21 protein-coding genes, 2 tRNA genes, 3 rRNA genes and 2 riboswitches are annotated in these 26,560 nt (G+C 57.5%); of the genes, 10 read left to right on the forward strand and 16 right to left on the reverse strand.

What is annotated here, in order from left to right:
* The first annotated feature begins 41 nt into the window (after positions 1–41).
* The gene (locus CLAC_RS09820; protein WP_245621859.1) at positions 42–581 is read left to right on the forward strand and encodes a DUF2771 family protein; all 540 of its coding nucleotides are present in this window, start codon (positions 42–44) and stop codon (positions 579–581) included.
* Positions 582–585: 4 nt separating this feature from the next.
* Here the strand turns inward: CLAC_RS09820 and CLAC_RS09825 are convergent, their stop codons facing one another.
* Positions 586–984: a cold-shock protein gene (locus CLAC_RS09825; RefSeq protein ID WP_053413396.1), complete on the reverse strand. Its 399-nt coding sequence runs from the start codon at positions 982–984 to the stop codon at positions 586–588.
* A 629-nt stretch (positions 985–1,613) separates the two neighbouring features.
* Here CLAC_RS09825 and CLAC_RS09830 point away from each other — a divergent pair.
* Complete coding sequence (locus tag CLAC_RS09830; protein ID WP_082313333.1) at positions 1,614–2,192, forward strand: transglycosylase family protein; 579 nt, start codon at positions 1,614–1,616, stop codon at positions 2,190–2,192.
* A gap of 213 nt (positions 2,193–2,405) precedes the next feature.
* Here CLAC_RS09830 and CLAC_RS09835 read toward each other — a convergent pair whose 3' ends face one another.
* On the reverse strand, positions 2,406–2,603 hold the full coding sequence (locus CLAC_RS09835; protein WP_053412768.1) for a hypothetical protein: 198 nt from the start codon (positions 2,601–2,603) through the stop codon (positions 2,406–2,408).
* A 63-nt stretch (positions 2,604–2,666) separates the two neighbouring features.
* Between CLAC_RS09835 and CLAC_RS09840 the strand changes: the two genes are divergently transcribed.
* From CLAC_RS09840 to CLAC_RS09850, 3 genes are all read left to right on the forward strand, one after another.
* Complete coding sequence (locus tag CLAC_RS09840) at positions 2,667–5,129, forward strand: helicase-associated domain-containing protein (RefSeq protein WP_053412769.1); 2,463 nt, start codon at positions 2,667–2,669, stop codon at positions 5,127–5,129.
* A 123-nt stretch (positions 5,130–5,252) separates the two neighbouring features.
* The gene (locus CLAC_RS09845; protein ID WP_053412770.1) at positions 5,253–6,968 is read left to right on the forward strand and encodes a DNA repair helicase XPB; all 1,716 of its coding nucleotides are present in this window, start codon (positions 5,253–5,255) and stop codon (positions 6,966–6,968) included.
* A gap of 15 nt (positions 6,969–6,983) precedes the next feature.
* Complete coding sequence (locus CLAC_RS09850) at positions 6,984–7,622, forward strand: DUF3239 domain-containing protein (RefSeq protein ID WP_053412771.1); 639 nt, start codon at positions 6,984–6,986, stop codon at positions 7,620–7,622.
* A 7-nt stretch (positions 7,623–7,629) separates the two neighbouring features.
* Here the strand turns inward: CLAC_RS09850 and CLAC_RS09855 are convergent, their stop codons facing one another.
* From CLAC_RS09855 to CLAC_RS09870, 4 genes are all read right to left on the reverse strand, one after another.
* On the reverse strand, positions 7,630–8,757 hold the full coding sequence (locus CLAC_RS09855; RefSeq protein WP_053412772.1) for an alpha/beta hydrolase: 1,128 nt from the start codon (positions 8,755–8,757) through the stop codon (positions 7,630–7,632).
* A 124-nt stretch (positions 8,758–8,881) separates the two neighbouring features.
* A 5S ribosomal RNA gene (gene rrf, locus CLAC_RS09860) occupies positions 8,882–8,998 on the reverse strand.
* A gap of 99 nt (positions 8,999–9,097) precedes the next feature.
* Positions 9,098–12,185 (reverse strand): 23S ribosomal RNA (locus CLAC_RS09865).
* A 381-nt stretch (positions 12,186–12,566) separates the two neighbouring features.
* Positions 12,567–14,084: ribosomal RNA gene (locus tag CLAC_RS09870) — 16S ribosomal RNA — on the reverse strand.
* The 16S, 23S and 5S rRNA genes sit together here, the layout of an rRNA operon.
* A 168-nt stretch (positions 14,085–14,252) precedes the next feature.
* On the opposite strand from CLAC_RS09870, the gene CLAC_RS12720 reads away from it, so the two are divergent.
* A complete protein-coding gene (locus tag CLAC_RS12720) occupies positions 14,253–14,531 on the forward strand; it encodes a hypothetical protein (RefSeq protein ID WP_156324833.1) in 279 nt (92 codons plus the stop codon).
* 360 nt (positions 14,532–14,891) lie between these two features.
* On the opposite strand, the gene murA is transcribed toward CLAC_RS12720, so the two are convergent.
* Positions 14,892–16,160 (reverse strand): UDP-N-acetylglucosamine 1-carboxyvinyltransferase, encoded by a 1,269-nt coding sequence (murA, locus tag CLAC_RS09875; protein ID WP_211255355.1) that lies wholly within the window; start codon positions 16,158–16,160, stop codon positions 14,892–14,894.
* A gap of 47 nt (positions 16,161–16,207) precedes the next feature.
* On the opposite strand from murA, the gene CLAC_RS09880 reads away from it, so the two are divergent.
* A complete protein-coding gene (locus CLAC_RS09880; protein WP_053412774.1) occupies positions 16,208–16,846 on the forward strand; it encodes a cob(I)yrinic acid a,c-diamide adenosyltransferase in 639 nt (212 codons plus the stop codon).
* Between the two features lie 82 nt (positions 16,847–16,928).
* Here CLAC_RS09880 and ramA read toward each other — a convergent pair whose 3' ends face one another.
* From ramA to CLAC_RS09905, 5 genes are all read right to left on the reverse strand, one after another.
* Positions 16,929–17,765 carry an acetate metabolism transcriptional regulator RamA gene (gene ramA / locus CLAC_RS09885; protein ID WP_053412775.1) on the reverse strand — a complete coding sequence of 279 codons (837 nt, stop codon included), beginning with the start codon at positions 17,763–17,765 and terminating at the stop codon, positions 16,929–16,931.
* A gap of 421 nt (positions 17,766–18,186) precedes the next feature.
* Positions 18,187–18,440: riboswitch (cobalamin riboswitch) on the forward strand.
* A 171-nt stretch (positions 18,441–18,611) separates the two neighbouring features.
* On the reverse strand, positions 18,612–19,418 hold the full coding sequence (locus CLAC_RS09890; RefSeq protein ID WP_053412776.1) for an energy-coupling factor ABC transporter ATP-binding protein: 807 nt from the start codon (positions 19,416–19,418) through the stop codon (positions 18,612–18,614).
* A 31-nt stretch (positions 19,419–19,449) separates the two neighbouring features.
* Positions 19,450–20,187: a cobalt ECF transporter T component CbiQ gene (gene cbiQ / locus CLAC_RS09895; RefSeq protein ID WP_053412777.1), complete on the reverse strand. Its 738-nt coding sequence runs from the start codon at positions 20,185–20,187 to the stop codon at positions 19,450–19,452.
* Between the two features lie 12 nt (positions 20,188–20,199).
* Positions 20,200–20,568, reverse strand: a complete 369-nt coding sequence (locus CLAC_RS09900; RefSeq protein WP_053412778.1) for an energy-coupling factor ABC transporter substrate-binding protein — start codon at positions 20,566–20,568, stop codon at positions 20,200–20,202.
* A 31-nt stretch (positions 20,569–20,599) separates the two neighbouring features.
* Positions 20,600–21,349, reverse strand: a complete 750-nt coding sequence (locus CLAC_RS09905) for an energy-coupling factor ABC transporter permease (RefSeq protein ID WP_053412779.1) — start codon at positions 21,347–21,349, stop codon at positions 20,600–20,602.
* A 67-nt stretch (positions 21,350–21,416) separates the two neighbouring features.
* Positions 21,417–21,699: riboswitch (cobalamin riboswitch) on the reverse strand.
* A 252-nt stretch (positions 21,700–21,951) separates the two neighbouring features.
* On the opposite strand from CLAC_RS09905, the gene cysK reads away from it, so the two are divergent.
* Positions 21,952–22,884: a cysteine synthase A gene (gene cysK, locus CLAC_RS09910; RefSeq protein WP_053412780.1), complete on the forward strand. Its 933-nt coding sequence runs from the start codon at positions 21,952–21,954 to the stop codon at positions 22,882–22,884.
* 95 nt (positions 22,885–22,979) lie between these two features.
* Positions 22,980–23,573 carry a serine O-acetyltransferase EpsC gene (gene epsC, locus CLAC_RS09915; protein ID WP_053412781.1) on the forward strand — a complete coding sequence of 198 codons (594 nt, stop codon included), beginning with the start codon at positions 22,980–22,982 and terminating at the stop codon, positions 23,571–23,573.
* Positions 23,574–23,700: 127 nt separating this feature from the next.
* Here the strand turns inward: epsC and CLAC_RS09920 are convergent, their stop codons facing one another.
* The 4 genes from CLAC_RS09920 to CLAC_RS09935 all read right to left on the reverse strand — a co-directional run bounded on the left by CLAC_RS09920 (position 23,701) and on the right by CLAC_RS09935 (position 24,829).
* Positions 23,701–23,982, reverse strand: a complete 282-nt coding sequence (locus CLAC_RS09920; RefSeq protein WP_053412782.1) for a GNAT family N-acetyltransferase — start codon at positions 23,980–23,982, stop codon at positions 23,701–23,703.
* A gap of 55 nt (positions 23,983–24,037) precedes the next feature.
* A complete protein-coding gene (locus CLAC_RS09925) occupies positions 24,038–24,493 on the reverse strand; it encodes a hypothetical protein (RefSeq protein ID WP_053412783.1) in 456 nt (151 codons plus the stop codon).
* Between the two features lie 167 nt (positions 24,494–24,660).
* Positions 24,661–24,733, reverse strand: a tRNA-Phe gene (locus CLAC_RS09930).
* A 19-nt stretch (positions 24,734–24,752) separates the two neighbouring features.
* Positions 24,753–24,829, reverse strand: a tRNA-Asp gene (locus CLAC_RS09935).
* 150 nt (positions 24,830–24,979) lie between these two features.
* On the opposite strand from CLAC_RS09935, the gene CLAC_RS09940 reads away from it, so the two are divergent.
* Positions 24,980–26,455: a DUF5129 domain-containing protein gene (locus CLAC_RS09940; protein ID WP_245621860.1), complete on the forward strand. Its 1,476-nt coding sequence runs from the start codon at positions 24,980–24,982 to the stop codon at positions 26,453–26,455.
* The last annotated feature ends 105 nt before the right edge of the window (positions 26,456–26,560 follow it).

Raw genomic sequence — 26,560 nt, forward strand, 5'->3', positions numbered from 1 at the left:
AGCCGTATTCGCGTGGTGGACACGCGGGAAGTGAGTAGCAGATGAGTTCGAAGCAGCGCCGTTTCAAGCAGCGCAGCCGAGCAATTATGGTCGTCGCGATTATCGTCGCAGTCGGACTTGTGGTCACTGGCCTGGTTCTCGCGGTTACAAAGTGGTCCAGCCAGGCCATCGAAGATCCGCGCGCGCTAACCATCGAGATTACGCACGGCGGCAAGACCGAGAAGGTCCATCCTTACCGCATCTGCGATCTATTTGAGAAGGACTCCTGCACTGCGATCGAGTCGAATTCGCAGCACATCCAGCTGCCCCCGGAAGAGACCGCTGAGCTGAACGTGGGATCTACCGTGGGATCGAATGCCTGGGCGGTGCAGCGTTTCTTCGCCGATGAGTCGGTCAATTCCAGCACTAAGAAGTCTCCGGGCGAGGCCACCACCGAAACCATCGCCGGTTCCGCTGCCGTCAACGGCGAGCGCACCCCGCTTGGTGTCGTCGAGGTTTCCACTGCCCTAGTAGGCAAGAATGCCGCAGGTGAAGAAACCACCTACGGCATTACCTGGTCGATCGTCAACGACCATTCTTAAATCTTTAAGAGTCGAGCTCGCGGGCAACGGCGCGGAGCACCTCTGCCACCTGATGCCCGTGCTTGCGATCCGGGTAGCGCCCCTGCCCCAGGTCGCGCTGGACGGTCTCCTCGAGCATCGTAATCATGTCCGAAATCATTCCGTTTAGCTCGTTGGGCTTGTGCTTCTTCGCTTGACGACGCCCGCCACGAACACGGGGCGCTTCGGAGAGAACCTTAATTCGCAGGGCCTGCGGCCCCGGGCGCCCATCGGCGTAGTCATATTCCAGGCGCTGCCCCGTGGCGAGCTCCTCTACGCCTTCGGGCAGGACATCCTTTCCGACATAGACGTCTTCACCGTCAGGATTCGAGACAAAGCCGAATCCACGGTCCTTGTTGTACCACCTGACCTTGCCAATTGGCACCGTGTTCACCAAACCTTTCACACCCCCGTGTTGTGCTGACCGGTGTCGCTGGCTCAGTATCAAAGCGCCAAGAGGCTTCCCTGTCAGCCCCATCAAGTCCGCACCTCGGGGAGAATTTTTCACTCGCACTGCATGCGTGCCTAAAGAACTCCATTCTACGCTATCTATCGATAGGAGGACGAATGGCGCGGGACACCGGCACTGTACTAGGTCCGAATTCAAACCGCATTTTAAAAATCCATCAACGTTATTCATCGCAGTTTCGCCTGAACGACACCACCAAAATAACGACTTGATAACGTGACCTTGGTCACATTTTTATATTTTCACATAAATCACACTGTCCACTTTTAGTGCCATATACAGGCATTTAGCCGGAATCTCGCTAACTTTTCCACCACTCTTGGCGACACGATTTTGCAAAAACAGCGTGACTATTTCGTTACCAACCGCTACGGTTGCATATCGACGCGCTTAACGAACCGAGTCGCATGACCGCCTTCATCTCGCTCCCATGCGGCGACGAAGTTCCGTTAACAAATATGCGCGAAGATTCTTTCCACAGAGTGAGATGGGGAAATAGCCCCACTGGCGCCGACAAAGAAAATCGACGAAAAGGAAATTTTCCTATGGCACGCCACGCAGCTAAGACCAACACTTTTGTGTCCACCTCGGCGAAGGTCGCCCTCGCCGGCGCAATCCTCGGCGCAGGCGCCGCAGCATTCGCACCGACCGCCTCTGCCGCTCCCGACTCCGACTGGGACCGCCTCGCACAGTGCGAGTCCGGCGGCAACTGGCACATCAACACCGGCAACGGCTTCTACGGTGGCCTGCAGTTCAGCGCCAGCACCTGGAACGGCTTCGGTGGCGGCGAGTTCGCACCGACCGCTGATCAGGCTTCCCGCGAGCAGCAGATCTACGTCGCCGAGAAGGTTCTGGCCCAGCAGGGTTGGGGCGCATGGCCGGCTTGCTCCGCATCCCTCGGCCTGTCTTCTGCTCCGACCGAGCGCGCGCACCCGAGCAGCGGCGGTGGCGCTGTTGCCGGCACCGCTACCCGTTCCGCCGCTACCGAGCAGGGCGCACCGGCACTGCCGAACCTGACCCCGGAAGCCGTCCAGGAGTTCGCTTCCAACCTGCAGAACGTCAACTCCCTGTCTGACGCTCAGGCACTGATTGGCCAGGTCCGCGGATTCGTTCCGGGTCTATAAAGAGCCACGCTAAAGTCCGACTAGCCCGCTGAGGGTTGTATCCCACAAATGCTGATGGATGCGACGATCGGCGGGTTTTGTCATTTCCGCCCTTGAAAACCTGAAAGCCCCACCCTTCTATAATTTCCGAACGCAAGACTAATCCCCAGTGGCAGGCATCACCTGAAAACAGGCAGCCACCACTGGGGATTTCGGTCTTTGAGTGCTCTAAAACTAGACGTTCTTGTTGATAACCGTGGTCGGGTGAACGTAGCCCAGAGTCTCCGGGTCTACAGGGAACTGCGTATCACCGAACGGCGAATCTGCACCAGCGTGGTGAGCAATAAGCTCAGTAACAGCGTGGCGACCCGGCTCGAGGTCCTTCGGCCAGCCCGGATCGACGTAGGAGTTCTTCTTTGCAACGTTAGCCATGCTGAGATTATCCCAAAAAAATCCTGTCTAGTCACCTTAAATCTCACTAAAGTGGGGATTGTCATGACTAGTTCCACCCCCTTCGCCCCTTTTTCCGAGTGGCTGAGCACTCAACCTGTCGACCTTATCGCTGAAATTCTTGCTCACCGGCCAGACGTAGTGTCGCCACCTGCAAAAACGACCCAGGTCTTGGCAGCCAGGCTACAGCTGCGAGCCTCTGTCTCTCGCGTACTGCCGAAATTGGCGCTCCTTCCCCTGGCGTGCATCGAAGTGGCAGCGGACCTCGGGGCGGACTTGGCCCCAGTGTCGGCCTCGGCACTCATCTCCGGGATTAACTCGTCCCTTGCCGAGGCTGGAGTATCCGAGTCCTTGCGCCCCACTTCCACTCAAATCCGCGAAGCCCTGGATTTGCTATGCAGCCATGGTCTCGTGTGGGGAAACGGGGCCGGACCGCACGGAAGATTCGTCGGCAAGTCGAACCGGAAGACCCCATTGGACTGGGAAGACTACTTCTGCCTAATCGATGAGGCCGCGTCGACTATTCCGCCTGGATGGCATTTCTTGCCCAGTGCGTCGCGGCCGAGTATTTCGGACTTAAAGGCCGCGCTCGCTATCGTGACTCCAAAGCAGCAACGCCTACTGGACACTCTTGCTGAGTCGGGTGGGCTTGGCTCTTCAAAGGATGCCGCACCAGATGCCGACCCAAGCTTGCCCATCCCAGCCTTAATCAACGCCGGGTTGCTGGACCGCGTTGATGGACGCACCGTCAGGCTGCCCGCAACAGTCCGCGCCCTTATGCGAGGAGCACGGCTCCACGACGAAAACGTACCGCTTCGCCCCACAGCCCCAGAAACTATTGTCATCGCCGGGGGTGACGACCGCGGGTCCGCTGCTGCGTGGGAGACCCTCCGCCACGTGGCTGATTTGCTCAAGCAGCTGGGGTCGCATCCTGCGACCACGCTGAAGGACGGCACAGTCGGAGTGCGAGAGACCCGAGTTCTCTGTGAGTCTCTGGGGTTGGATGTCCCCGAGGTCTCTGCGACAGTGGCTTTTGCGTCCGCGGCCGGCTTCGTTCATGTCGGTACTCCACACCCCCTTCCGGCAAACGACAACGGCGGCGATTATTTTGCGCCCACACTCGAGGCCGACGGATTCCTAGAGGCGAGCCTGGTTGACCGGTGGGTGTGTCTAGCCCTGGGCAATCGAAATTCCGACGCTGCCCCCTGGCGCGTCGATGAGCTCAGCCCCGAGGGCAAGCGCATCGCCCTGCTGTCGGCACATTCCCACGGCCCCGCAGTTCCAGCTATCAGAGAAATGGTTTTTCGGTGCTGCAGCGAGGCGACTGCGAGCACCACGCCGCAACTCAAAAATGGCGATGTACTAGCGCTCGCCGACCTGCGCGCCGTCGCCGCAGCGCGGTTCCCTATAGCCAACGCACGGACCAGCGACGAGTATCTCGTTGGCGTCATCAATCAGCTCTGCGCCCTGGGGCTCGCCGTCCGTGAAGCAGACCCCTCGGGCCGCATTCGCGTGGGGCTCACTCGTGCCGGCTGTGCCTTTTGGAAAGTTCACTCTGCAACCGCCTCCGACGCGGACTCAGCGGTCGAGTCCCTTCGCGGAGTGCTTGCCGAAATGCTTCCGCCCAACGCTTCCTACTTCATGGTCCAGGCTGATAACACCGTCGTCGTTCCCGGCCCCGCCTCCCCCGAGATGGAGAAGTTACTCTCCGAGATTGCTGTCCTCGAATCTCCGGGGCTCGCCAGCGTGTACCGCATCACCGAGCACTCTTTGAGCTCCGCCCTAGACTCCGGCTTTGACGCCCGCGAGATCATCGACTTCATCAACCGTTTCGCCCTCGGCGAGGTGCCGCAGTCTATCCAATATTTGCTTGACGACGTCGCCCGCCGCCACGGCAAGCTAAGGGGTGGCCCCGCGGCATCCTTCATCCGTTCCGATGACCCGGCTCTTATTGCATCTCTACTCAGCAATTCCCTGGCTGAGCAACTCGGTCTTCGCAAAATTGCCGATACCGTCGTGATAAGCCAAGCCCCGCTTTCCAGAGTCGTCGATGCTGCGCGGGAAGGCGGATTCTCCATCATCGCAGAAGACGCAAATGGTCTTGTGCTCGACTTGTCCTCGCAGCCCAGCCGTATTCAGGCTCCCGCTCCTGCTCTGTCACCGACGAAGTCCCAGCATGGCTCGGGGACAGAGTGGATTAACCAGGTAATCGAGACTATGCGCGCAGGCGACCGCGCAGAGGCGAAAACTGTAGCTGGCCGTGGCACTGGCATTGATATCGACGATGATCCCGCGTCCGGCACCGCAGCATACAACCTGTTAAAACGCGCCAGTCGCTCAGGTCAGGACATCACGATTTCCTATGTGGACCGCAATGGGCAGTCCGGCCGACGTCGAGTTCGCCCCGTTACCGTATCCGGCGGGCAGGTAGATGCTATCGATCCTGCTTCCGGCCAGGTATTGCGCTTTCTCCTGCACAGAATCACCGAGGTGCACCTAGCAGGCTAGACCGAGCAAAACTCTACTCTGCACATGAGTTCGTTTCGCGTGGCAGAATTGAACTTTAGGCATTTTCGCCGGTGACGCAGAGTCGCCCCGGTAATCAGCAACATAAGTGAGGCGTAAAAGAGCATGGGTTTCGGCACTGGTCCTCTAATTGTGCAATCGGACAAGACGGTCCTGCTTGAGGTGGACAATCCCGAGGCGGACGCCGCCCGCGCTGCGCTTGCCCCCTTTGCTGAGCTGGAGCGCGCACCTGAGCACGTGCACACTTACCGTATTACGCCCTTGGCCCTGTGGAATGCGCGCGCAGCCGGACACGATGCCGAGCAAGTTGTCGATGTCCTGGAGCGTTACTCAAAGTTCCCCGTGCCTCAGCCTCTGCTTATTGACGTCGCAGAGACCATGGATCGCTACGGCCGACTGAGCCTTACGAAACACCCGGCCCACGGGCTAATCCTTGTCTCCCACGATCCGGCGGTCCTCGCCGAGGTCACGAAGCACAAGAAGATTCGCCCGATGCTGGGCGAGAAAATTGATGCCGACACCTGGACCGTGCACCCCTCGGAGCGCGGTCGTGTGAAGCAGGAACTGCTGAAGGTCGGGTGGCCTGCCAACGACACCGCCGGCTATATCGACGGTGAAGCTCATCCGATTTCCTGGGTGGGGCAGGCTCCCTCTGCAGACCCTGCACCGGACGGATCCTGGCAGCTGCGCGACTACCAGCGCATGGCCGCCGATTCCTTCCGCGAGGGAGGTTCGGGAGTTGTAGTCCTGCCCTGTGGCGCAGGAAAAACCATCGTCGGTGCCGCGGCTATGGTGGACGCGCAGCGCACGACTCTAATCCTGGTCACTAACACCGTTGCCGGCCGCCAGTGGCGAGACGAGCTGCTCAAACGTACCTCGCTTACCGAAGATGAAATCGGCGAGTACTCCGGTGAGAAGAAGGAAATCCGCCCCGTCACTATCGCCACCTACCAGGTCGTCACCCGCAAGACTAAGGGTGAGTACCGAGCTCTCGAGCTGTTCGACTCCCGCGACTGGGGTCTCATCATCTACGACGAGGTCCATCTCCTACCCGCCCCGGTTTTCCGCATGAGCGCCGACCTGCAGTCTCGCAGGCGCCTGGGCCTGACCGCCACTCTCGTCCGCGAGGATGGCCGAGAAGGAGACGTCTTCAGCCTGATTGGTCCGAAGCGCTATGACGCGCCATGGAAAGACATCGAGGCCCAGGGCTGGATCGCCCCCGCCGACTGCGTAGAAGTCCGCGTCACCCCCACAGAAGCCGAACGCATGGTCTACGCCACCGCAGAGGCAGCGGACCGCTACAGGCTCGCCGCAACGACTCCAACCAAGATCCCCGTCGTAAAGCAGATCCTTTCGCTTCACGACGGCGAACCGGCGCTAGTTATCGGAGCGTACCTGGACCAGCTGGAAGAACTCGGAGAGCAACTCGGCGCACCCGTCGTCGACGGCAAGACTTCTAATGCGAAGCGAGAGGAGCTGTTCGGCCAATTCCGCCGAGGCGAGCTGACAACATTAGTTGTATCCAAAGTTGCGAACTTCTCCATCGACCTTCCGGAGGCATCCGTCGCGGTACAGGTTTCGGGAACCTTCGGGTCCCGGCAGGAAGAGGCACAGCGACTTGGCCGGCTACTGCGCCCGAAAGCTGACGGAGGCGGCGCAGTGTTCTACTCCGTGGTGACCCGCGATACCCTTGACACTGAGTACGCGGCGCACAGGCAGCGTTTTCTCGCCGAGCAGGGCTACGCGTACAGGATTGTGGACGCCGACGAATACCTAGGCCCTTCCCTTCCTGGCGACGCAACCGGACCGACTGACAAATAGCAATTTGAGGATTCCATGAGCTTCCACTTCCCTGTCGACATCGCCCACACCAAGGCAAATAACGAGTACTACCGTGATGCCCGCCGGCTCATCGTATCCTCGGGTATCTTTTCTGCGCTGTTAATCATTGGCGCCGCGTTAATGATCCTTTTTCTGGACCGAACTCCGTTAGTACTCGGCGGAGCAATGGTCGTACTAGCGATAGCGATTCTCTACATCGGAGTGACCTTCCAGGTGCGGCGAAGCATAAAGCCACCACAGGAGCTCTACGACTCTTCGCCGCTGGTCCCGGCTGTCGTCGCCGAAGTTAACGAGCGGACAATGGTTCTGATGACCTTGGTCGATATTCGGAGGGATTTCACTGTTGGAAAGCCGAAGCGAGCCCTTGCTCTACGCACGGTAACCACAGTTTCCGGAGTACCGCGTCGAGTGGGCGCGCGCATCCCAGCGATTGCAGTAGCCGGTGCGCACAAGAGCGGCACGGAATTCTACGACGAGGTCACTCCGGTGCCAATTGCGTGGGCGACGAGGGATAAGAGCGTGATTGCGAAAGCTTCCCGTCAGATTGCTCACGACGATTGGACGCTACTCGAATCAAATATCAAACGAGTGGATGATGTCCGCGCGACAAAGCGCGACCTGCTTCTCCTATAGCACCCTTTTATTCCGGACGAGCGCCCCAGCTCGCCTCGTTCTCCCGGTCGATCGCCTCCTTGTCGTATTCGCCGGCAGGGTCTCCCGGCAGATCCCGCTCCGTATTAGTCACTTCCAGGATGAAACGCGCAGCATCAGTAATTTGCTGCCGTTGCACGGTCGGGACTGCTACCTGGTGGGTAGCCAAGAACTTCGAATTAGAAGTTACGCCTCCCACCTCACGAACCTTCGACAAATACTCCGTAGCAGGCCTTACGACAGTATCTTTAGTCGCCGACTGAACGTGAACACGGAGCGGCGTTTGAGGAGCGTATAGACCCGGCGACACCTCCTCACTTTGGTCATCCGAAGTGCCGAAGTATTTCTCAAGCCAGGCCGCAGGAGCGCCCCGTAAATCAAGGGCCGGCGCAACGAGTAAGAGCGCCACTGCAGTGTCATTGCCAATCTTGGAGGAAGCCCTTACCACGGTATGACCGCCCGAGGACACCCCGTATAGCACCAGTGGGTTGTCTGCATTAATCGGGCGGGCCCCTTTCGCACTGAGCCCCAATGCTCCAGACGCGGCCGCAGTGCTCACCACTGCGACATCATCCGAGGATGCAGAAACAGGGTACTCGGGGGCCAGCCGGTAATCGACATCAAGGACAATGGCGCCCGAACGGGCCGCGAGAGCTGCCATATTGGGTGCAAAGGCATTGTCCCGCAAAGCACCGTTTCCCATCCAGAATCCACCGCCGTGCGCCGCGACGACTACGGCGCCCGTAGGATTGTTCGGCGTAAACACCCGAACCGGCACGTTGCCCACTTCAATATCTTCGAAATCCACAGATCCCGAGGCGTACGCAAGATAGGGCGAAGAATGGTTTACAGCCGCACCCAATACCATCATCGAACCGTGAATAATAGCATCAGGGACACGAGCACCCCGGTCGTTTACCGATTCCCTAAGTGATTGGATTTCTTCAGGGCTACCCTGCATCGGCGACATGACAGTCGTATACGAATAGGCGGGCACATGCTCTTCCAGCCATTCGATAAGCTGCTGAAGCTTACCTTCGTCTGTCGTTACCGGAGTGAAGCCATCGTCTCCAGTCGTTTCCTCCGAAGGAATATTGACGATATCAGAATTTGGCATTTGATTAGGCATGCCAACAAGTTTGCCACAACCGTAAAAGTCGGCATGGAAATTGGGTATGAAAAAAGGGTGGGGAGGGCCACCAACCACACGGTCAGTAACCCTCCCCACCAAACAAAAACAATGCCGGCAGCGACCTACTCTCCCACACCCTCCCGAGTGCAGTACCATCGGCGCAGGTGGACTTAGCTTCCGGGTTCGGAATGGGACCGGGCGTGACCCCACCGCTAACACCACCGACAAACAACTGGCCAACCCCCACCACAAACACTGGGTAGGCGGTGTCATGCCAGACACTGAACAATAGACGCGAGCAAAACTCTTGAATTCACCAACATTTTTTGTGTTGACGTTCGGCCAATTAGTACCGGTCACCTCCACACATTACTGTGCTTCCAGATCCGGCCTATCAACCCCATCATCTCTAGGGGGCCTCAAAAGAAACCTAATCTTGGAACAGGCTTCCCGCTTAGATGCTTTCAGCGGTTATCCCTTCCGTACGTAGCCAACCAGCCATGCCCCAGGCGGGACAACTGGCACACCAGAGGTACGTCCATCCCGGTCCTCTCGTACTAGGGACAGCCTTCCTCAAGTTTCTACGCGCGCGGCGGATAGAGACCGAACTGTCTCACGACGTTCTAAACCCAGCTCGCGTGCCGCTTTAATGGGCGAACAGCCCAACCCTTGGGACCTACTCCAGCCCCAGGATGCGACGAGCCGACATCGAGGTGCCAAACCATCCCGTCGATATGGACTCTTGGGGAAGATCAGCCTGTTATCCCCGGGGTACCTTTTATCCGTTGAGCGACACCGCTTCCACAAGCCGGTGCCGGATCACTAGTCCCTAGTTTCCTACCTGCTCGACCTGTCAGTCTCACAGTCAAGCTCCCTTGTGCACTTACACTCAACACCTGATTGCCAACCAGGCTGAGGGAACCTTTGGGCGCCTCCGTTACTCTTTGGGAGGCAACCGCCCCAGTTAAACTACCCACCAGGCACTGTCCCCAACCCAGATCATGGGCCAAGGTTAGATGCTCAATACGATCAGAGTGGTATTTCAACAACGACTCCACCACCACTGGCGTGACGGCTTCACAGTCTCCCACCTATCCTACACAAACCGAACCAAACACCAATACCAAGCTATAGTGAAGGTCCCGGGGTCTTTTCGTCCTGCCGCGCGTAACGAGCATCTTTACTCGTACTGCAATTTCGCCGGGTCTGTGGTTGAGACAGCAGGGAAGTCGTTACGCCATTCGTGCAGGTCGGAACTTACCCGACAAGGAATTTCGCTACCTTAGGATGGTTATAGTTACCACCGCCGTTTACTGGGGCTTAAATTCTCCGCTTCGACACCAAAAGTATCTAACAGGTCCTCTTAACCTTCCAGCACCGGGCAGGCGTCAGTCCGTATACATCGACTTATCGTCTTCGCACGGACCTGTGTTTTTAGTAAACAGTCGCTTCCCTCTATTCTCTGCGGCCACCACCAGCTCTACTACGTCGTTCACCAGCAGTGGCCCCCCTTCTCCCGAAGTTACGGGGGCATTTTGCCGAGTTCCTTAACCACAGTTATCCCGATCGCCTTAGTATTCTCTACCTGACCACCTGTGTCGGTTTAGGGTACGGGCCGTCAATTCACATCGCTAGAGGCTTTTCTCGACAGCATAGGATCACCAACTTCCCCGCAAACCGGGTACGCATCACGCCTCACCCATCATGTGGAACGGATTTACCTATCCCACGGGCCACACGCTTACACCACGACAACCATCACGTGGCACGGCTACCTTCCTGCGTCACCCCATCACTTGGCTACTACCAGATCAGGTCCCCAGCATCACACACACCAACCAACCCGAAGGAAGGTAACAGCGCATGATCAGGTGGGTTAGTATCACTGATTCACCATGGGCGCGAAAAAACGGGTACGGGAATATCAACCCGTTGTCCATCGACTACGCCTGTCGGCCTCGCCTTAGGTCCCGACTCACCCTGGGAGGATTAACCTGGCCCAGGAACCCTTAGTCATTCGGCGGAGGAGTTTTCCACTCCTCATTCGCTACTCATGCCTGCATTCTCACTCGCGCACACTCCACATGACGGTTACCCGCACGCTTCACAGCAACTACGCGACGCTCCCCTACCCAACCAACAAAACGTTGATTGCCGCGGCTTCGGCGGTGTACTTGAGCCCCACTACATTGTCGGCGCAGAACCACTCGACCAGTGAGCTATTACGCACTCTTTCAAGGATGGCTGCTTCTAAGCCAACCTCCTGGTTGTCTTCGCGATCCCACATCCTTTTCCACTTAGCACACCCTTAGGGGCCTTAGCCGGCGATCTGGGCTGTTTCCCTCTCGACTACGAAGCTTATCCCCCGCAGTCTCACTGCCGCGCTCTGACCTACCCAGCATTCGGAGTTTGGCTGATGTCGCTAAGATGATAGTCCCGCTAAACCAACCAGTAGCTCTACCTCCAGGAGGAAACACACGACGCTGCACCTAAATGCATTTCGGGGAGAACCAGCTATCACGGAGTTTGATTGGCCTTTCACCCCTACCCACAGCTCATCCCCTCAGTTTTCAACCTAAGTGGGTTCGCGCCTCCACAGAGTCTTACCTCTGCTTCACACTGGCCATGGGTAGATCACCCCGCTTCGGGTCCAGGACATGCCACTAAAAAACACACTAGTTAGTATTCGCTTTCGCTACGACTACCCCACAACACGGGTTAACCTCGCGACATGCCGCTGACTCGCAGGCTCATTCTTCAAAAGGCACGCCATCACCCCAAAAAAAGGCTCTGACGGATTGTAAGCACATGGTTTCAGGTACTATTTCACTCCCCTCCCGGGGTACTTTTCACCATTCCCTCACGGTACTATCCACTATCGGTCATAGCAGGTATTTAGGCTTACCGGGTGGTCCCGGCAGATTCACAGCAGATTCCACGAGCCCGCTGCTACTCGGGAAACACAACAACCACACACCAGAAAGATTTCATCTACCGGGCTCTCACCGTCTACGGCAGGACATTCCAATCCACTTCAACTATCCCCTGATAACGCGGCGCAAGGCTGGCAGACCCCACACATTGCATCCCCACAACACCACACACGCAACCCCTGCCAGGTATCACACGTGACGCGGTTTAGCCTCATCCACGTTCGTTCGCCACTACTAACGGAATCACAATTGTTTTCTCTTCCTACGGGTACTGAGATGTTTCACTTCCCCGCGTAACCACCAACCAGACTATGAATTCATCTGGCAGCGACCGCCCATAACAACGGCCAGGTTTCCCCATTCGGACACCCTCGGATCAACGCTCAGTTGGCAGCTCCCCGAGGCCTATCGCAGCCTCTCACGTCCTTCATCGGCCTACTATGCCAAGGCATCCACCATGCGCCCTTACAACACAACACAAATAACTAAGAACAAATCAAACAATCAAAAAACTGTTTTACTCGAACTTACAGAAAAACAAGATGCTCGCGTCCACTATCCAGTTCTCACACAACACCCACACCAACCACCACCAAGACAAAACCACTCAGCAGGGCCAGCATAGCCACACGGGACAAACCCACACACCACCACAACAACAGCAGCAGCATGCACACAGTGTCATCCCAGACACCCAACAGCGCACCAACACACACACTTCTTACACGATGACAATCACCAACCACGCCAGAACACCAACCTTGGTGCCCTGCAGCAGGATGTATCCACCCTCAAAAACAAAAAACAGCCACCCACACCAACACGATGCGAAAAATGACTAGAGAAAAATAAACTCCTTAGAAAGGAGGTGATCCAGCCGCACCTTCCGGTACGGCTACCTTGTTACGACTTCGTCCCAATCGCCAATCCCACCTTCGACAGCTCCCTCAAAAGTTAGGCCACTGGCTTCGGGTGTTACCGACTTTCATGACGTGACGGGCGGTGTGTACAAGGCCCGGGAACGTATTCACCGCAGCATTGCTGATCTGCGATTACTAGCGACTCCGACTTCACGGGGTCGAGTTGCAGACCCCGATCCGAACTGAGACCGGCTTTAAGGGATTAGCTCACCCTCACAGGCTCGCAACCCACTGTACCGACCATTGTAGCATGTGTGAAGCCCTGGACATAAGGGGCATGATGATTTGACGTCATCCCCACCTTCCTCCGAGTTGACCCCGGCAGTCTCTTACGAGTCCCCACCACAACGTGCTGGCAACATAAGACAAGGGTTGCGCTCGTTGCGGGACTTAACCCAACATCTCACGACACGAGCTGACGACAACCATGCACCACCTGTATACAAGCCACAAGGGAAACCACATCTCTGCGGCGATCCTGTATATGTCAAGCCCAGGTAAGGTTCTTCGCGTTGCATCGAATTAATCCACATGCTCCGCCGCTTGTGCGGGCCCCCGTCAATTCCTTTGAGTTTTAGCCTTGCGGCCGTACTCCCCAGGCGGGGCGCTTAATGCGTTAGCTACGGCACGGATCCCGTGGAAGGAAACCCACACCTAGCGCCCACCGTTTACGGCATGGACTACCAGGGTATCTAATCCTGTTCGCTCCCCATGCTTTCGCTCCTCAGCGTCAGTTACTGCCCAGAGACCCGCCTTCGCCACCGGTGTTCCTCCTGATATCTGCGCATTTCACCGCTACACCAGGAATTCCAGTCTCCCCTACAGTACTCAAGTTATGCCCGTATCGCCTGCACGCCCGGAGTTAAGCCCCGGAATTTCACAGACGACGCGACAAACCACCTACGAGCTCTTTACGCCCAGTAATTCCGGACAACGCTCGCACCCTACGTATTACCGCGGCTGCTGGCACGTAGTTAGCCGGTGCTTCTTCTCCATCTACCGTCAGAAACCCTTCGTCGATGGTGAAAGGAGTTTACAACCCGAAGGCCGTCATCCCCCACGCGGCGTCGCTGCATCAGGCTTTCGCCCATTGTGCAATATTCCCCACTGCTGCCTCCCGTAGGAGTCTGGGCCGTGTCTCAGTCCCAATGTGGCCGTCCACCCTCTCAGGCCGGCTACCCGTCGACGCCTTGGTAGGCCATTACCCCACCAACAAGCTGATAGGCCGCGGGCCCATCCCACACCGAAAAAACTTTCCACCACACCCCTAGAATGTGGTCCTATCCGGTATTAGACCCAGTTTCCCAGGCTTATCCCGAAGTGCAGGGCAGGTCACCCACGTGTTACTCACCCGTTCGCCACTCGTGTACCACCGCAAGCGGTGGCCTTACCGTTCGACTTGCATGTGTTAAGCACGCCGCCAGCGTTCGTCCTGAGCCAGGATCAAACCCTCCATAAAAACCTTCAAATAAGAAGAAAACAAAAGGCCCAAAAACCTGACAAAAAACTAGAACAAACAAAAACCACCACACCACCACACACAAACGCGCAGCACCATGATGACCTCTGGCAAAAATGATCTAGAAAAAACAGCATCACCGCATCAACCGACGAGGAAAAAACTACGATGACACCAAAAACAGTTATTCAACCACTAAACAATGATCAAACACCAACAGTAAACAACCAACGCCTACCATCAGCACAACCACCATCAGCAGAAGCACTCACGAACCCACAACAGGCCCGGAGGCACCCCACCAACAACGCAGCGCACCAAAAAGCACACGATGATCATCACCAAAAAATAAAAAGTAAGTACATCGGCACACTATTGAGTTCTCAAACAACACAACCGCTCAAAAACAAACCAGAAGAACCTAGCCCGCCCTCAAGCAGCGAATAAGAACAGTATCAAACAGTTCACAATTAAGTCAAATCCGCGAAACCTAAAATTTACGAACAATGACAAAGAGAACTATAAAACCATTCCCACCAGCACCGATCGCGAAAACCACGATCCGCCGCGCTGACTCCGAATACATTACACACACCCCACTAACAAACACAAAACCCCAGTACAAAGACCTTCAAGAGGTTTCAAACTAGGGATTGCAAATGCTCTGGAGATGTTCCATCAAGAAAAATTGCTCACAGCAGATTACGGGCGCAGTTCAGCCACTCCCATATCGAGCACTTTCCCGGCTGGCTAGCATGCGCAACAAGTGGCCCGTTAGAACTCGTTGGAAAGTATCACCGGTAAAACTCAGCGATTACCAACGCGCTCCACTTCGGCTCCGAGTTCATTGAGAGTCTCCACAAACCCCGGATAGCCACGATCGATGTGATAGACATCGTGGACTTCAGTTACGTCTCCAGCCTCCGCGCAAAGTCCTGCAAGCACAAGGCCCGCGCCGGCTCGGATATCGGAGGACCAAACCGGGGCCGAGCTAAGTCGTTCTTTACCCCTAATCATGACGTGATGGCCGTCGATTGTGGCATCCGTACCCAACCTAATCATCTCATCGACAAAACGGAACCGGGATTCAAAAACATTTTCCGTTAGCACGGACGTGCCCTCGCTGACGGCAGCCAAGGCGATTGCCATCGGTTGCATATCTGTCGGAAAGCCCGGGTACGGCAGGGTCTGGTAATTCACTGCGTGAGCTCGCCCCTGCATACTTACCCGGAACCCCTGCGGATACGTCTCAACCACAGCGCCGGCATTCTTCAGCTTCTCCAGCGCTAGGTGCAAATACTTCGGATTGATGCCGCTGACGGTTACATCGCCGCGAGTCATTGCTGCAGCATAAGCCCAGGTTCCAGCGATGATACGGTCGCCGACAACTTCGTGTTCGGTCGGATGTAGGCGCTCGACTCCTTGTACCGTAATCGTATTCGAGCCTGCACCTTCGATTTTGGCGCCCATCTCAACGAGCATGTTGCACAGGTCGACAATCTCGGGCTCACGGGCAGCGTTATCCAGAACCGTCTCCCCCTCCGCGAGAACTGCGGCCGTGAGAATATTCTCTGTGGCGCCCACCGAGGGGAAGTCGAGCTTGATGTTCGCACCGCGCAAACGCTCCGCCTCTGCTACAACGCATCCGTGGTGGATGTAGGTTTTCGCACCGAGCTTTTCCAGGCCCGACTGATGCATATCGAGCGGACGCGAACCAATTGCATCGCCTCCGGGAAGTGCAACAATCGCGTTGCGAGTCCTCGCCGTCAGCGGCCCAAGTACGCAAACCGAAGCACGGAACTGCCGAACCGCATCGAAATCAGCGTGATGAGACAAGTTCTCCGGCACAGTAATAGCGATTCGAGAGCCCTGCCGGTCAACCGTGCACCCAAGCCCCTCAAGAACCTTCTGCATCAGCGGAACATCATCAATCTCGGGGCAGTTATTCAACACTGTTGTCCCCTGCGCAAGAAGCGCCGCGCCCATCAGCTTCAAAACCGAGTTCTTGGCACCCGCTACCCGCACATGACCGCGGAGGGTTGCTCCACCTTTGACCAGAAATCGTTCATTTCCCACTCCCCCAGAAAACCATATTTCGGCATACCGCGCCTACGCTTGGAGTCATGAGCGTTCACCTGACCCGCATTTACACCCGTACCGGCGACGACGGAACTACAGGATTGTCCGATTTCAGCAGAGTCGCCAAGGACGATCCGCGACTTGTCGCCTACGCCAACTGCGAGGAAGCTAACGCCGCAATAGGCCAGGCTCTCTCGCTCGGCACGCTTACCGACGATGTCTCAGTAGTTTTACGCCATATTCAAAACGACCTCTTTGATGCCGGCGCAGACCTTGCCACCCCTGTCGAGGAGAATCCGAAATATCCCCCACTACGCATCGAGCCCGAGTACATCGAGCAGCTAGAGACCTGGTGCGATGAATTCAACGAGCACCTACCGAAACTCGACTCGTTCATTCTCCCGGGAGGCGCCCCCGCCGCAGCGATGCTGCACACCGCTCGCGTGATTACCCGTCGCGCGGAGCGCTCTGCCTGGACAGCCGTGCGCGAGTTCCCCTCGAACACCTCGGTACTGCCGGCCAAATACTTGAATCGGCTCTCGGATCTGCTGTTCATTCTCTCGCGCGTCGCCAATGAAGGAAACGATGTGAAGTGGGTTCCAGGAGGCCAGCGCACCGCAGAGCGCGAAGCCGTCCTGAACGCGAAAAAGCGCCGAGCTCACAAAAAGCCCGACGCCTCTTAGGCTCGCCCTAAGCACCAATCCCCCACTCTGCTTGCCGACGACGTTTTCCGGGCGGGCCCGAGCGGGCGTCGGCAAGCGAAAATCACGGCAGCGCGCCGATGCGGCGAGCGGCGTTGACGGCCTCGTAGCGGGTGTGCGCACCGAGCTTGCGCATAACGGAGCGGAGGTAGGACTTGACGGTCTCGGCGCCGATGCCCATCTCCTCTGCAGCCTCGACGTTGGTGTGGCCGAGGGCGACACAAGCGAGCACGTCGAGCTCGCGGGCGGAGAGCTTCGTGGTCTGCTTCACGCGGACCGGAGTGACCATCTGATCACACAGCACCTCGAGCTCCTGGCGGAGCTTTTCATCGTCGACGCGGTTGGCGAGCATGCGCAGCTTCGAGTGAGTGGAGCGGACCTGCTCCCACTCGGCGCCGTTCATAATGCGGCCGCCCTTGCCGCCGCCGGTGCGGTCCATGTTTCGGCAGGCATCGACCACGGCGAGATCCTGCTCGAGGCAGCGCGCGGTCATGGTGACCTCTTCGAGGACCTTATCCCCGAGTCGGACCGAGGAGTGAACGCCGCCGTAGAGAACGCCGCGGACCAGGCGAGAAACAATAACTGGGACTGCGACGAGGGAATGCAGACCTTCGTCGCGAATCTTGTCGTCATACTCGTGAGTGATGACTTTCGCGCGGAGGTAGTCACTGACACCGACCGGGCGGCGAGTTGCTAGGACGCGCCCACCGACGCCGGCGCCCGACTCGATAGTGAGGTTCTGCAGGGCTGGCGTGCGCAGCCCAACCCAGTGGCTGATCTGCATCTTCCCACTGTCGGTGACCTCTGCGTACAGTGTGACCGGAATTCCAGTCGCATTCTTCAGAGCCACCAGGGATGACTTGATAACTTCAGCATCATCCAGAATGCGGTGGGGGTCCATCTAGCATCCTCCTGCGTCAAGAGTGTCAGGCTTTACCTAAAAGCCGATTCAACGGTGCCCGGACGGTGACCCGTTCGGGGTTGAATATCCATACAAAGTAGATAGTACCCTCCGAACGGGTACACCTGCATTAAGGCATCTGTCACATAATCTTAGGAAATAACCAGGTTTCTCTACAAGTACGTACAGCAATAAATGGCTTCCGCTTCGAAAATCACACCCGGAACGCCCCATGAAATTCGGGTTTACTACACGCTCGCCCTGTGAGGTCCACTCCCCCTCGAAATACCCCTCCGATACCAAACGTCCTGAACATACCCCCAAATCGGGCAATACTTTGAGTACCTATTCCACTATTCAATGGATTGAAGTATTGTCATTCATGCAACAGGTTTTACCGCATTGGAACCTTTGGCACGCGACCTCCACGCGCACGCCAGGGCACTGATGAGGTAAACGCAAGAGGGAATCCGGTGAGAATCCGGAGCTGTCCCGCAGCGGTAATCTGGAACGAAATTTGCCACAAGCACTGGCTCGCGTCGGGAAGCGGCAAAAAGTAGGAATGCACCGTGTTGAGGTTCTGCCAACAAGAAGCACTAAGACTGGCAGTCGTCATCCCCTCAACCGGTTGCCATGCCAGGAAGTCCGAATACCTGCCTGATGCGCCGAGGCTACCGAGCCCGGCCACTGAGATCGCCCGCGGACAGGCGTGACGTGAAAAACAGGCGGAGAAATGCGACAGCTCCGTCGGCTTTTCAGGGGCGATTACGCCTGCCCGCGGGCTTTCTCGTACATTTCTTTAGGACAATGGCTCCTTATTAAATCCCGCGCCAAATGCAGTGCTTTTTATTCCCCTGCATCTAGATCCTCGGGACTATTGATAGTCCTTCCCAGGGCTTTCGACACTAAAGGTGCCCACGGCATAGCCAAGCGTGCACTATCCATAAGCTGCCGGTCCGACAGGATTTTTGCCTTCTCGTCAACACACAGGCGACCATCGGCCAATACTGCGGCACGGTCGCAAAAGCTCCAGGCAAAATCAATATCATGGGTTGCCACAACCACAGCAGTGCCACCTTCATGGAACTGATTCAAAGTTTGCAGCAGCTGGCGCGTTGCCTGCGGGTCAAGCCCGGCGGAAGGCTCGTCGAGAAGCAAAACCCGAGGGTGCATGGCCAGTGCCCCGGCGAGGGCTACGCGCTTGCGCTGCCCATAAGAGAGCTGATGCGGAACGCGCTCCGCCAGGTCGGAAATCTCCGCAAGCTCGAGCGCTTGATGCACACGCTCGACAACCTCGGATTCAGCCAATCCCATATTCACAGGCCCAAAAGAGACGTCGCTGAAAACACTGGCAGCGAAAATCTGCTCGTCTGGGTCCTGCGTGACCATCTGGATATTGCGGCGTACCGCGTTGCGTCCGTCGCGGTTATACGAATAGGGCTCACCGTCCAGGGACACCCCGCCCGAAGTCGGCTCAAGCGAGCCCGCGAGGATGCGTAGCAGCGTCGACTTGCCCGAGCCGTTGGCGCCGAGGAGAGCCAGACGCTCCCCCTCCCCAATCGCGAGTTCCGCGGATTTGAGGACCTCGAGGTGGTCGTAGGAATAGGCCACCCCCTTGGCAGTCACAATCTTGGGAACTGGTTTATCGTTCATTGCCTGATTTCTCATCACCCTTGATCTCTCATCACATCGCCCAGTTCACTAATACCCACGCCACGACAAGCGCGATCAAGATGCCCACCGAGACAGACACAAAACGTAGGTCCAGCGGACGCGAAATCACCAGCACGCGCATCGAGCCAGGTTCAGCGCGCAACTCAATCCCCTGCTGCATCCGCCGCGCACGAGAGAAGGCGATGACAAACAGGCTCGCGGACTGCCCCGCGGTATCCCGAACCATCGAACGCCGCGTCAGGTGTCCCAACCTCCTGGCTTGGGCGTCCGCCATTGCCCTCGCAGAGTCAATTAGCACGCCGGTCATGCGATAAATCAACTCCGCCAAGTAAGTGACCGAACGAGGAATCCCGTGCCTGCTTAACCAGGACAGCAGCTCCGATAGCGGTGTGGTCAGCGCAAAAGCCATGGTGCAGCAAATGCCCGCAGCCGAGCGCAGCACTACCTCGAGCATTCGGATCGGCCCGGTGGGCGAAAGCGAAAATCCCGACGAATCAAGAGCCACCAAAAGGGGCAAGGCCCCGACGAGCACGAACGTCGCCGGAGCCAAGACCATTGCGGCATAGAGTTTCAGGGGCACCTTCGCGATGATCGCAATGACCAGCGCGAGCACTCCGATAATAGGGGCAAATGGAATTGGCGGCAGTGCCACCGCCAGGATGAGGAGCCCTCCGAGAAGAAGTACTTTCTCCCCAACATTCCGCCGCGCCCACCTACTTCGGGCCGCTGCTACTTCTAGGGCATTCACTTACGCGTCTACCTACTCCTCGCGGACACCGGATCGGGACTTGGAGTTGTCCGCAGTCCGATTCTTGCCGCGGTAGTAGCCGATAGCGTAACCGAGGACGCCCGCGCCAAGGCCCGCCTGAAGCGCGAAGAGTCCAGACTCGACCTCTCCCGGCAGTTCTCCCACGAGTGGCTCAAACCACGGCTCGTAGCCCGGATCGGTCTCCATGATTACGTCGCTTGCGATGGCATCAGTTCCGCCGAACTGCTCCTCCTCCGCCGGGTCGCCAAAGTTGAAGAACATCGGGAAGACGGCAATCAGCGCAATGGCACCAATCAGAATCGCCGTTACCAGGCCCGAGTTCTTGCGGGGAGCCTGCGTGCTGGTGGTGGAATTTTCCATGATTATCTCTCCTCTTTTTGCCTACCGACGCCTACTGCTTGCTTCCGGACATGGAAGCTGGGCGGTGGGTCTCGTCACTGCTGCTTTCTGGAGCGTTGGCGGCCTGGGGCTTCGTCGCAAAGCGAGAGAGGAACCCGAGATCGGCGAGCTCAGAGTGAGCGACGACGAGGAGGGTGCGGACGACGATTACGGTGACCAGGGCCTCGATGATGGCCAGCGGGATCTGGGTGACCGCGAAGAGCCCGATGAAGGTGGTGAAAGCGCCCGCGAATCCGCCGGGCTCGGCCGGGTGAGCGATGGCGAGCTGGGTGGAGGTCACGACGTAGGTCGACAGGTCAGCGAAGAACGCCGCCATGAAAACGCCTGGGAGCAGGCCCCCACCGAGCTTGCGCGTGATCGCGTAAGCCGCGTAGCCGACCCATGGGCCCACGATGGCCATGGAAAAGATATTCGCGCCGAGGGTCGTAATACCACCGTGCGCAAGAAGGATGGCTTGGAAGAGCAGGACAATCGTACCTAGCAGCGCCATCACGGGTGGCTTGAAAATAACGGCACCCAGTCCGGTTCCGGTCGGATGGGAGGTCGAGCCGGTCACGGACGGAACCTTCAGTGCGGAAAGAACGAAAGTAAAAGCACCGGCCGCGCCGAGCAGAAGGCCACTACCGGGATGTTCCTTCATGATGCGCTTAGCCTGGGCGGCACCGTAGATGACGAAAGGCGCGGCAGCGACGCCCCATCCGATGCAATGAGTAATGGGAAGGAATCCCTCTGCAATATGCATGATTTTAGTTTTCTTCCTACGGCGCCACTCACCTCGACGGCACCGTTCGACTGCCGACCGGCTTGTGCAGGTCGGATGATTTCCAGTCGGTCTCCTGGCTGACGAGTAGCCCAGACCTTATCTCAGAGCCTGAGCGGGCGACACGCGCCTTCCCCAGTTCGAGTCCTTCTCCGTTTAACGACGGAGACGATCTCGACCGAGTGGCGTTCGCGTGCCGCGACAACGAAACAGTCCGGTCACTGAGGGACCTGCCTTTGGGGCTTCGACTATTTCGCTGCACTCGATCACAGTGGCGAGGGCCGCTGCTTATTCTCAAAACATTCCCGTTAACTGAAAATCAACACCAATGTTAGTAGTTGCGAACAAAATTGAATTGCCTTTACCCTCACATTGACGTAGTCACAATGAACCGAACCCAACGCGAGTGCCGTTGCGGGGATTCATCGGGCGGGCATGCTGCCGATTACTCGACAAAAGTTGGACACGTCACAGAAATATAGACCAACTGGTCTGTACTTAATCGCCGAAAGGGCGTACACTACGTGACGAACCAACAACTGATTAGAAAATCCTCTGCGGTTTTCGGAAATGGATAAGACAAAATGACCATTTACAATGATGTCACTGATCTGGTCGGCAATACCCCGCTGGTCAAGTTGAACCGCATCTCCGAGGGACTCCCGGGCAACATTATTGCCAAGCTGGAGTTTTACAACCCGGCTAACTCGGTCAAGGACCGTATTGGTAAGGCGATTATTGAAGCAGCCGAGCGCTCCGGCGAGCTGAAGCCGGGCGGAACCATCGTCGAGGGAACCTCGGGTAACACCGGCATCGCGCTGGCAATGGTCGGCGCAGCCCGCGGTTACAAGGTCATCCTCACTATGCCGGACACCATGAGCCAGGAGCGCCGCGTAGTCCTGCGCGCCTTCGGCGCCGAGCTCGTACTTACCCCGGGTGCCGATGGCATGCGCGGCGCGGTAGAAAAGGCCAACGAGATTGTCGCCAACACTGACAACGCCATCCTCGCCTCCCAGTTCGCCAATTCGGCCAACCCGGCAATCCACGAGGCAACCACCGGCGAAGAGATCTGGAACGCGACCGACGGAAAGATCGATTACTTCGTGGCCGGCATCGGCACCGGCGGCACCATCACCGGTGCGGGCCGGACGCTGAAGAAGCACAACGCTGACGTGAAGCTCGTCGCAGTTGAGCCGAAGGACTCCCCGCTTCTGACCGAGGGCAAGGCCGGCCCGCACAAGATTCAGGGCCTTGGCGCCAACTTCATCCCGGAGATTCTGGATCAGGACATCCTCGACGAGGTCATCGACGTCACCAACGAGGACGCGATTGCCGTTTCCCGCGAGGTAGCCAAGCTCGAAGGCATTCTCGGCGGCATCTCGGCCGGTGCGAACATCAAGGCAGCGCTCGAAGTTGCCGCACGACCGGAGGCAGAGGGCAAGAACATTGTCGTAATCGTCCCCGACTTCGGCGAGCGCTACGTCTCCTCCATCCTTTACGAAGAACTGCGCGACTAATTTTTCGCAGTCGTACCCGCTAGTGCGGCATTTTCTACACGCTGGCTAGCGGGTTTTCGTCTCTCCGAATCGCCGAACGGCTAGGATTGTTTCCTATGATTGAATTCTTCAGAATCCTCAAAGAGGATCTGGACAATGCCCGGGCGCACGACCCCGCGGCGCGCAGCGACGTCGAGAACGCCGTCGTCTACTCGGGGCTGCACGCAATTTGGATTCACAGGATTTCGCACAGGCTTTGGCTGCGCGGCGGAATGGCTAAGGGACTCGCCCGCGTGCTGTCGCAGTTTGCTCGCGCATTAACTGGCATTGAAATCCACCCGGGCGCGACCATTGGCCGTCGCTTCTTCATCGACCACGGAATGGGCGTCGTTATCGGCGAAACAGCCGAAATTGGCGACGGCTGCATGCTCTACCACGGGGTCACCCTGGGCGGGCGTTCCCTGGAGAAAGTCAAGCGCCACCCGACGCTGGAGGATAACGTGACCGTCGGCGCCGGCGCCAAGGTCCTCGGCCCCATCACGATTGGTGCAGGCTCCGCCATCGGCGCTAACTCGGTCGTGACCCGAGGCTGCCCGCCGGATTCAATAGTCGTCGGCATCCCGGGCAAGGTACGACCCGCTAAGCCCGGAGAGCACAAGGCCCTATTCGATCCCGCAATCTACGTCCAGGGCGACGGAGACTTTATTTAAGGCATCTAAGGCTTCACGGCAGGCCGAACGCAAAAAATGGCCGGGTGGTTGTCCCCTTCTCGCATTCCCAAAAGGGCAACTATCCGGCCTTTAGTGCGTCACCCCGACGAACGGGGCTGTCGAGTTCCTACTCAGCGAGCAAATCCTTGTACTCAGGGTTCTTATCCACGAAGCCCGCAACTGCGGAACAGCTCGCGTAGACCTGGCGGCCACTCAGGCGAACATCATCCAGCGCAGCCGAAATTAGAATCTTGGACAGCCCCTGCCCCTGAAACCTGGGATCAATCACAGTGTGATTAAAGTCGAGAGCGCCCTCTACTGGAGTATAGGCGGCGAAACCGGCCTCTTCGCCCTCGACAGTGAGGACGTAGCGCCCCTGAGCCTCATCGTGCGAAATCGTATGTGCCATGGCTATTAGCTGCTCCTTCGTTCCGTACCTACTTTGTCTGCACTAAACCCGACTCCTAGTTCTGAATCAGCGGCGGCTCACCCGGATGCTCATCGGCTCGCCCCACAGCTACTCGGCAGGGCACGTTGCCATCGGTTACCTGGCTAGCTGCCTCACCGGAGGACCAGCCGAGGCTAATCGTTTCCGCGAGCGGGCCTGCGATATCCGCCATTTCGGCATGAGACAGACCAGGGGCTACAACACTAATGCGGTAGCGCTTACGCTCACCCGGATCGACCCCAGGATTAGCCTCGGCCCAAAGATCCGCCAACGACGAGGTCCGTCCAACGTCAGGCATGACGTCTTCGTAAACCTTGACCTCTTCGTCCGGGATAAGCTCCGCCAGAGCAGCGCGTACCTTATCAGCTGCAACGTGACTGCCCACTGCGTCCGTGTAGACAAAAATGCGGACAACCCACGGCAAGGTTTCATCGTGGGAAAGCGTTCCGGCGGAGGCGTATTCCTTGGTCATGGGTCACATCCTAGTTGTCAATAAACATTTCATACCGGGTGAATGTTTAGTTTCTCCCACTTTAGTGCACATAGCGACGAGAAAACCGAATTGTCAGCAAAAGGACTGAGTGAGGGAAAAAATTTTACGCAAAAGCCCCGATTCCTTGAGAGGAATCGGGGCAATTGTGGCCAGAAGCGGGATCGAACCGCTGACCTTCCACTTTTCAGGCGGACGCTCTACCGACTGAGCTATCTGGCCAGACTTGAACTAAATCAAGTGGCGACCCTGACGGGACTTGAACCCGCGACCTCCGCCGTGACAGGGCGGCGCGCTAACCAACTGCGCCACAGGGCCATAATCGCCGTGCCCAACAGCAGTAATTCCTGCGCTGTGCACGAGAATTAACTCTACAGAAGAGCGATAAAAATAAGCAAATCAGCAGTTCAATACCGTTTTTCAAGCATAGAGCTGCTTCCGTCTCCTGTCGATGCCTACAATCGGGGCATGGTACGCACCCCAGACGCTCCAGTATCCGTTTCGAAAATCCTGAGTGCAGCAGCCATCGCCGGACTACTGTGCGGCGGAGGAGCCTGGGCGATAGCCTCCGCGGCTACAGATGCACCTCAACGCGAAAGTTTCGTAATCTCCGCACCGGCACACCGAGGAATAGCGCAAGTAGAAATTCACGACCCCGACAATGTGCTGAGTCCTGCAGATGAGGCTCGTTTGAAACGCGATGCATCTCGGATAGAGGCCCCTGACGTCGTCCAACAACTGCACTACATTGTCTTCTCCAGCAATCACGAAAACGTCAATGACTCGGTTGAGGAGTACCTACGCGACAACCGTCCGGATCTCATCGGCGACGAAAAGTTCGTAGACGGCACCATTTTCGTCGGAGTGGGTCTCGACCCTCGGCAGGCATTCGTCTTCGCTGGCGAGGATGTCGCAGATGTTCTCTCCCTCCGAGACGGCAGCCACTTAGAGGGCGCAGTCAATGCCATCAAGCCCGGAATGAAAGACAACAACATACCCGCCGGTCTGTTCGCCGGCGCTTCCGCCGCTACCGACGCTAAGGCCCTTGAACAATCTCAATACCAAGACGCGGTGGACTCCCGCATCGGGCTGATGGCAGGAGCGGGGCTCGGTACAGGTGGTGCAGCTTCTGCCGCCGTCGCAGGTGTCGGTTTCTACCGTCGCGAACGGAAGAAGAAGCTCGCGGCGGCACGCGAGAATCTCGCCTTCATCGCCCGGGAGTACGGCTCTCTAGGACAACGCCTCGACGGCATCGACATCCGGGCCAATTCTCTGACTTCTCCGCTGGCGCATGCCGCAATGCGGGCCGAATGGGAGGACGTTCGTGATAGGTTCTTGGACCTCCACCAAAGTGTCGAAGCATACGGAGGGCTTACTGAATCCGGAGACCCGAAGCAGATTCTTAGCCAAGCTGACAAAATCCAGGATGCCGCAGACACAACTCGACAGCTGTCCTTTGCGGAGGACAATATCGACAAGATTTTCAACATCGAGCATGGCAACACCGAGGTTCGAACGCAGGAAATCACAGCCCTCCGCGCAGATATCGTCCAGGCCGAGGCAAGCCTGCCCGACTCCAACTCCGGTTTGTACGACAGTCTTACCTCCGCGCGTAAAGAGGCTGATTTCCTTGCAGCGAAGCCGGACGCACCTGACTTTCTGGATCGTTACGTTCAGCTACTCAGGGACTACCAAGCAGCATTAGTAGTGCTGAAGGAAAAGCAGATGAGCGAGGTCGAGGACACCAACGAGCTGCACAGGCCAGCTCTCTACGAAGCGAGCTACCGTCCCGGATACGGCTACATGGATTTCGTTCCTTACTGGGCACTCAGCAGTTGGCACAGTGCGAACGTCGAGTCAGCGCAGTCAAACTCCAGCGGAAATTCCGTAAACTCGGGATTCAGCTCAGGATTCTCCGGCGCAGGTGGTTCTTCCAGTTTCTAGTTTTTCCTGTACCGAATTCTCCGGCCCACTCCCCTGCGTGTCGCCGTTAAAACCAGGCCACTACGCGAAGAGCTCCGGCCCCTGGTATGGGGGTCGGAGATCTTG

This window comes from Corynebacterium lactis RW2-5 (genome assembly GCF_001274895.1).
Classification (GTDB): Bacteria; Actinomycetota; Actinomycetes; order Mycobacteriales; family Mycobacteriaceae; genus Corynebacterium; species Corynebacterium lactis.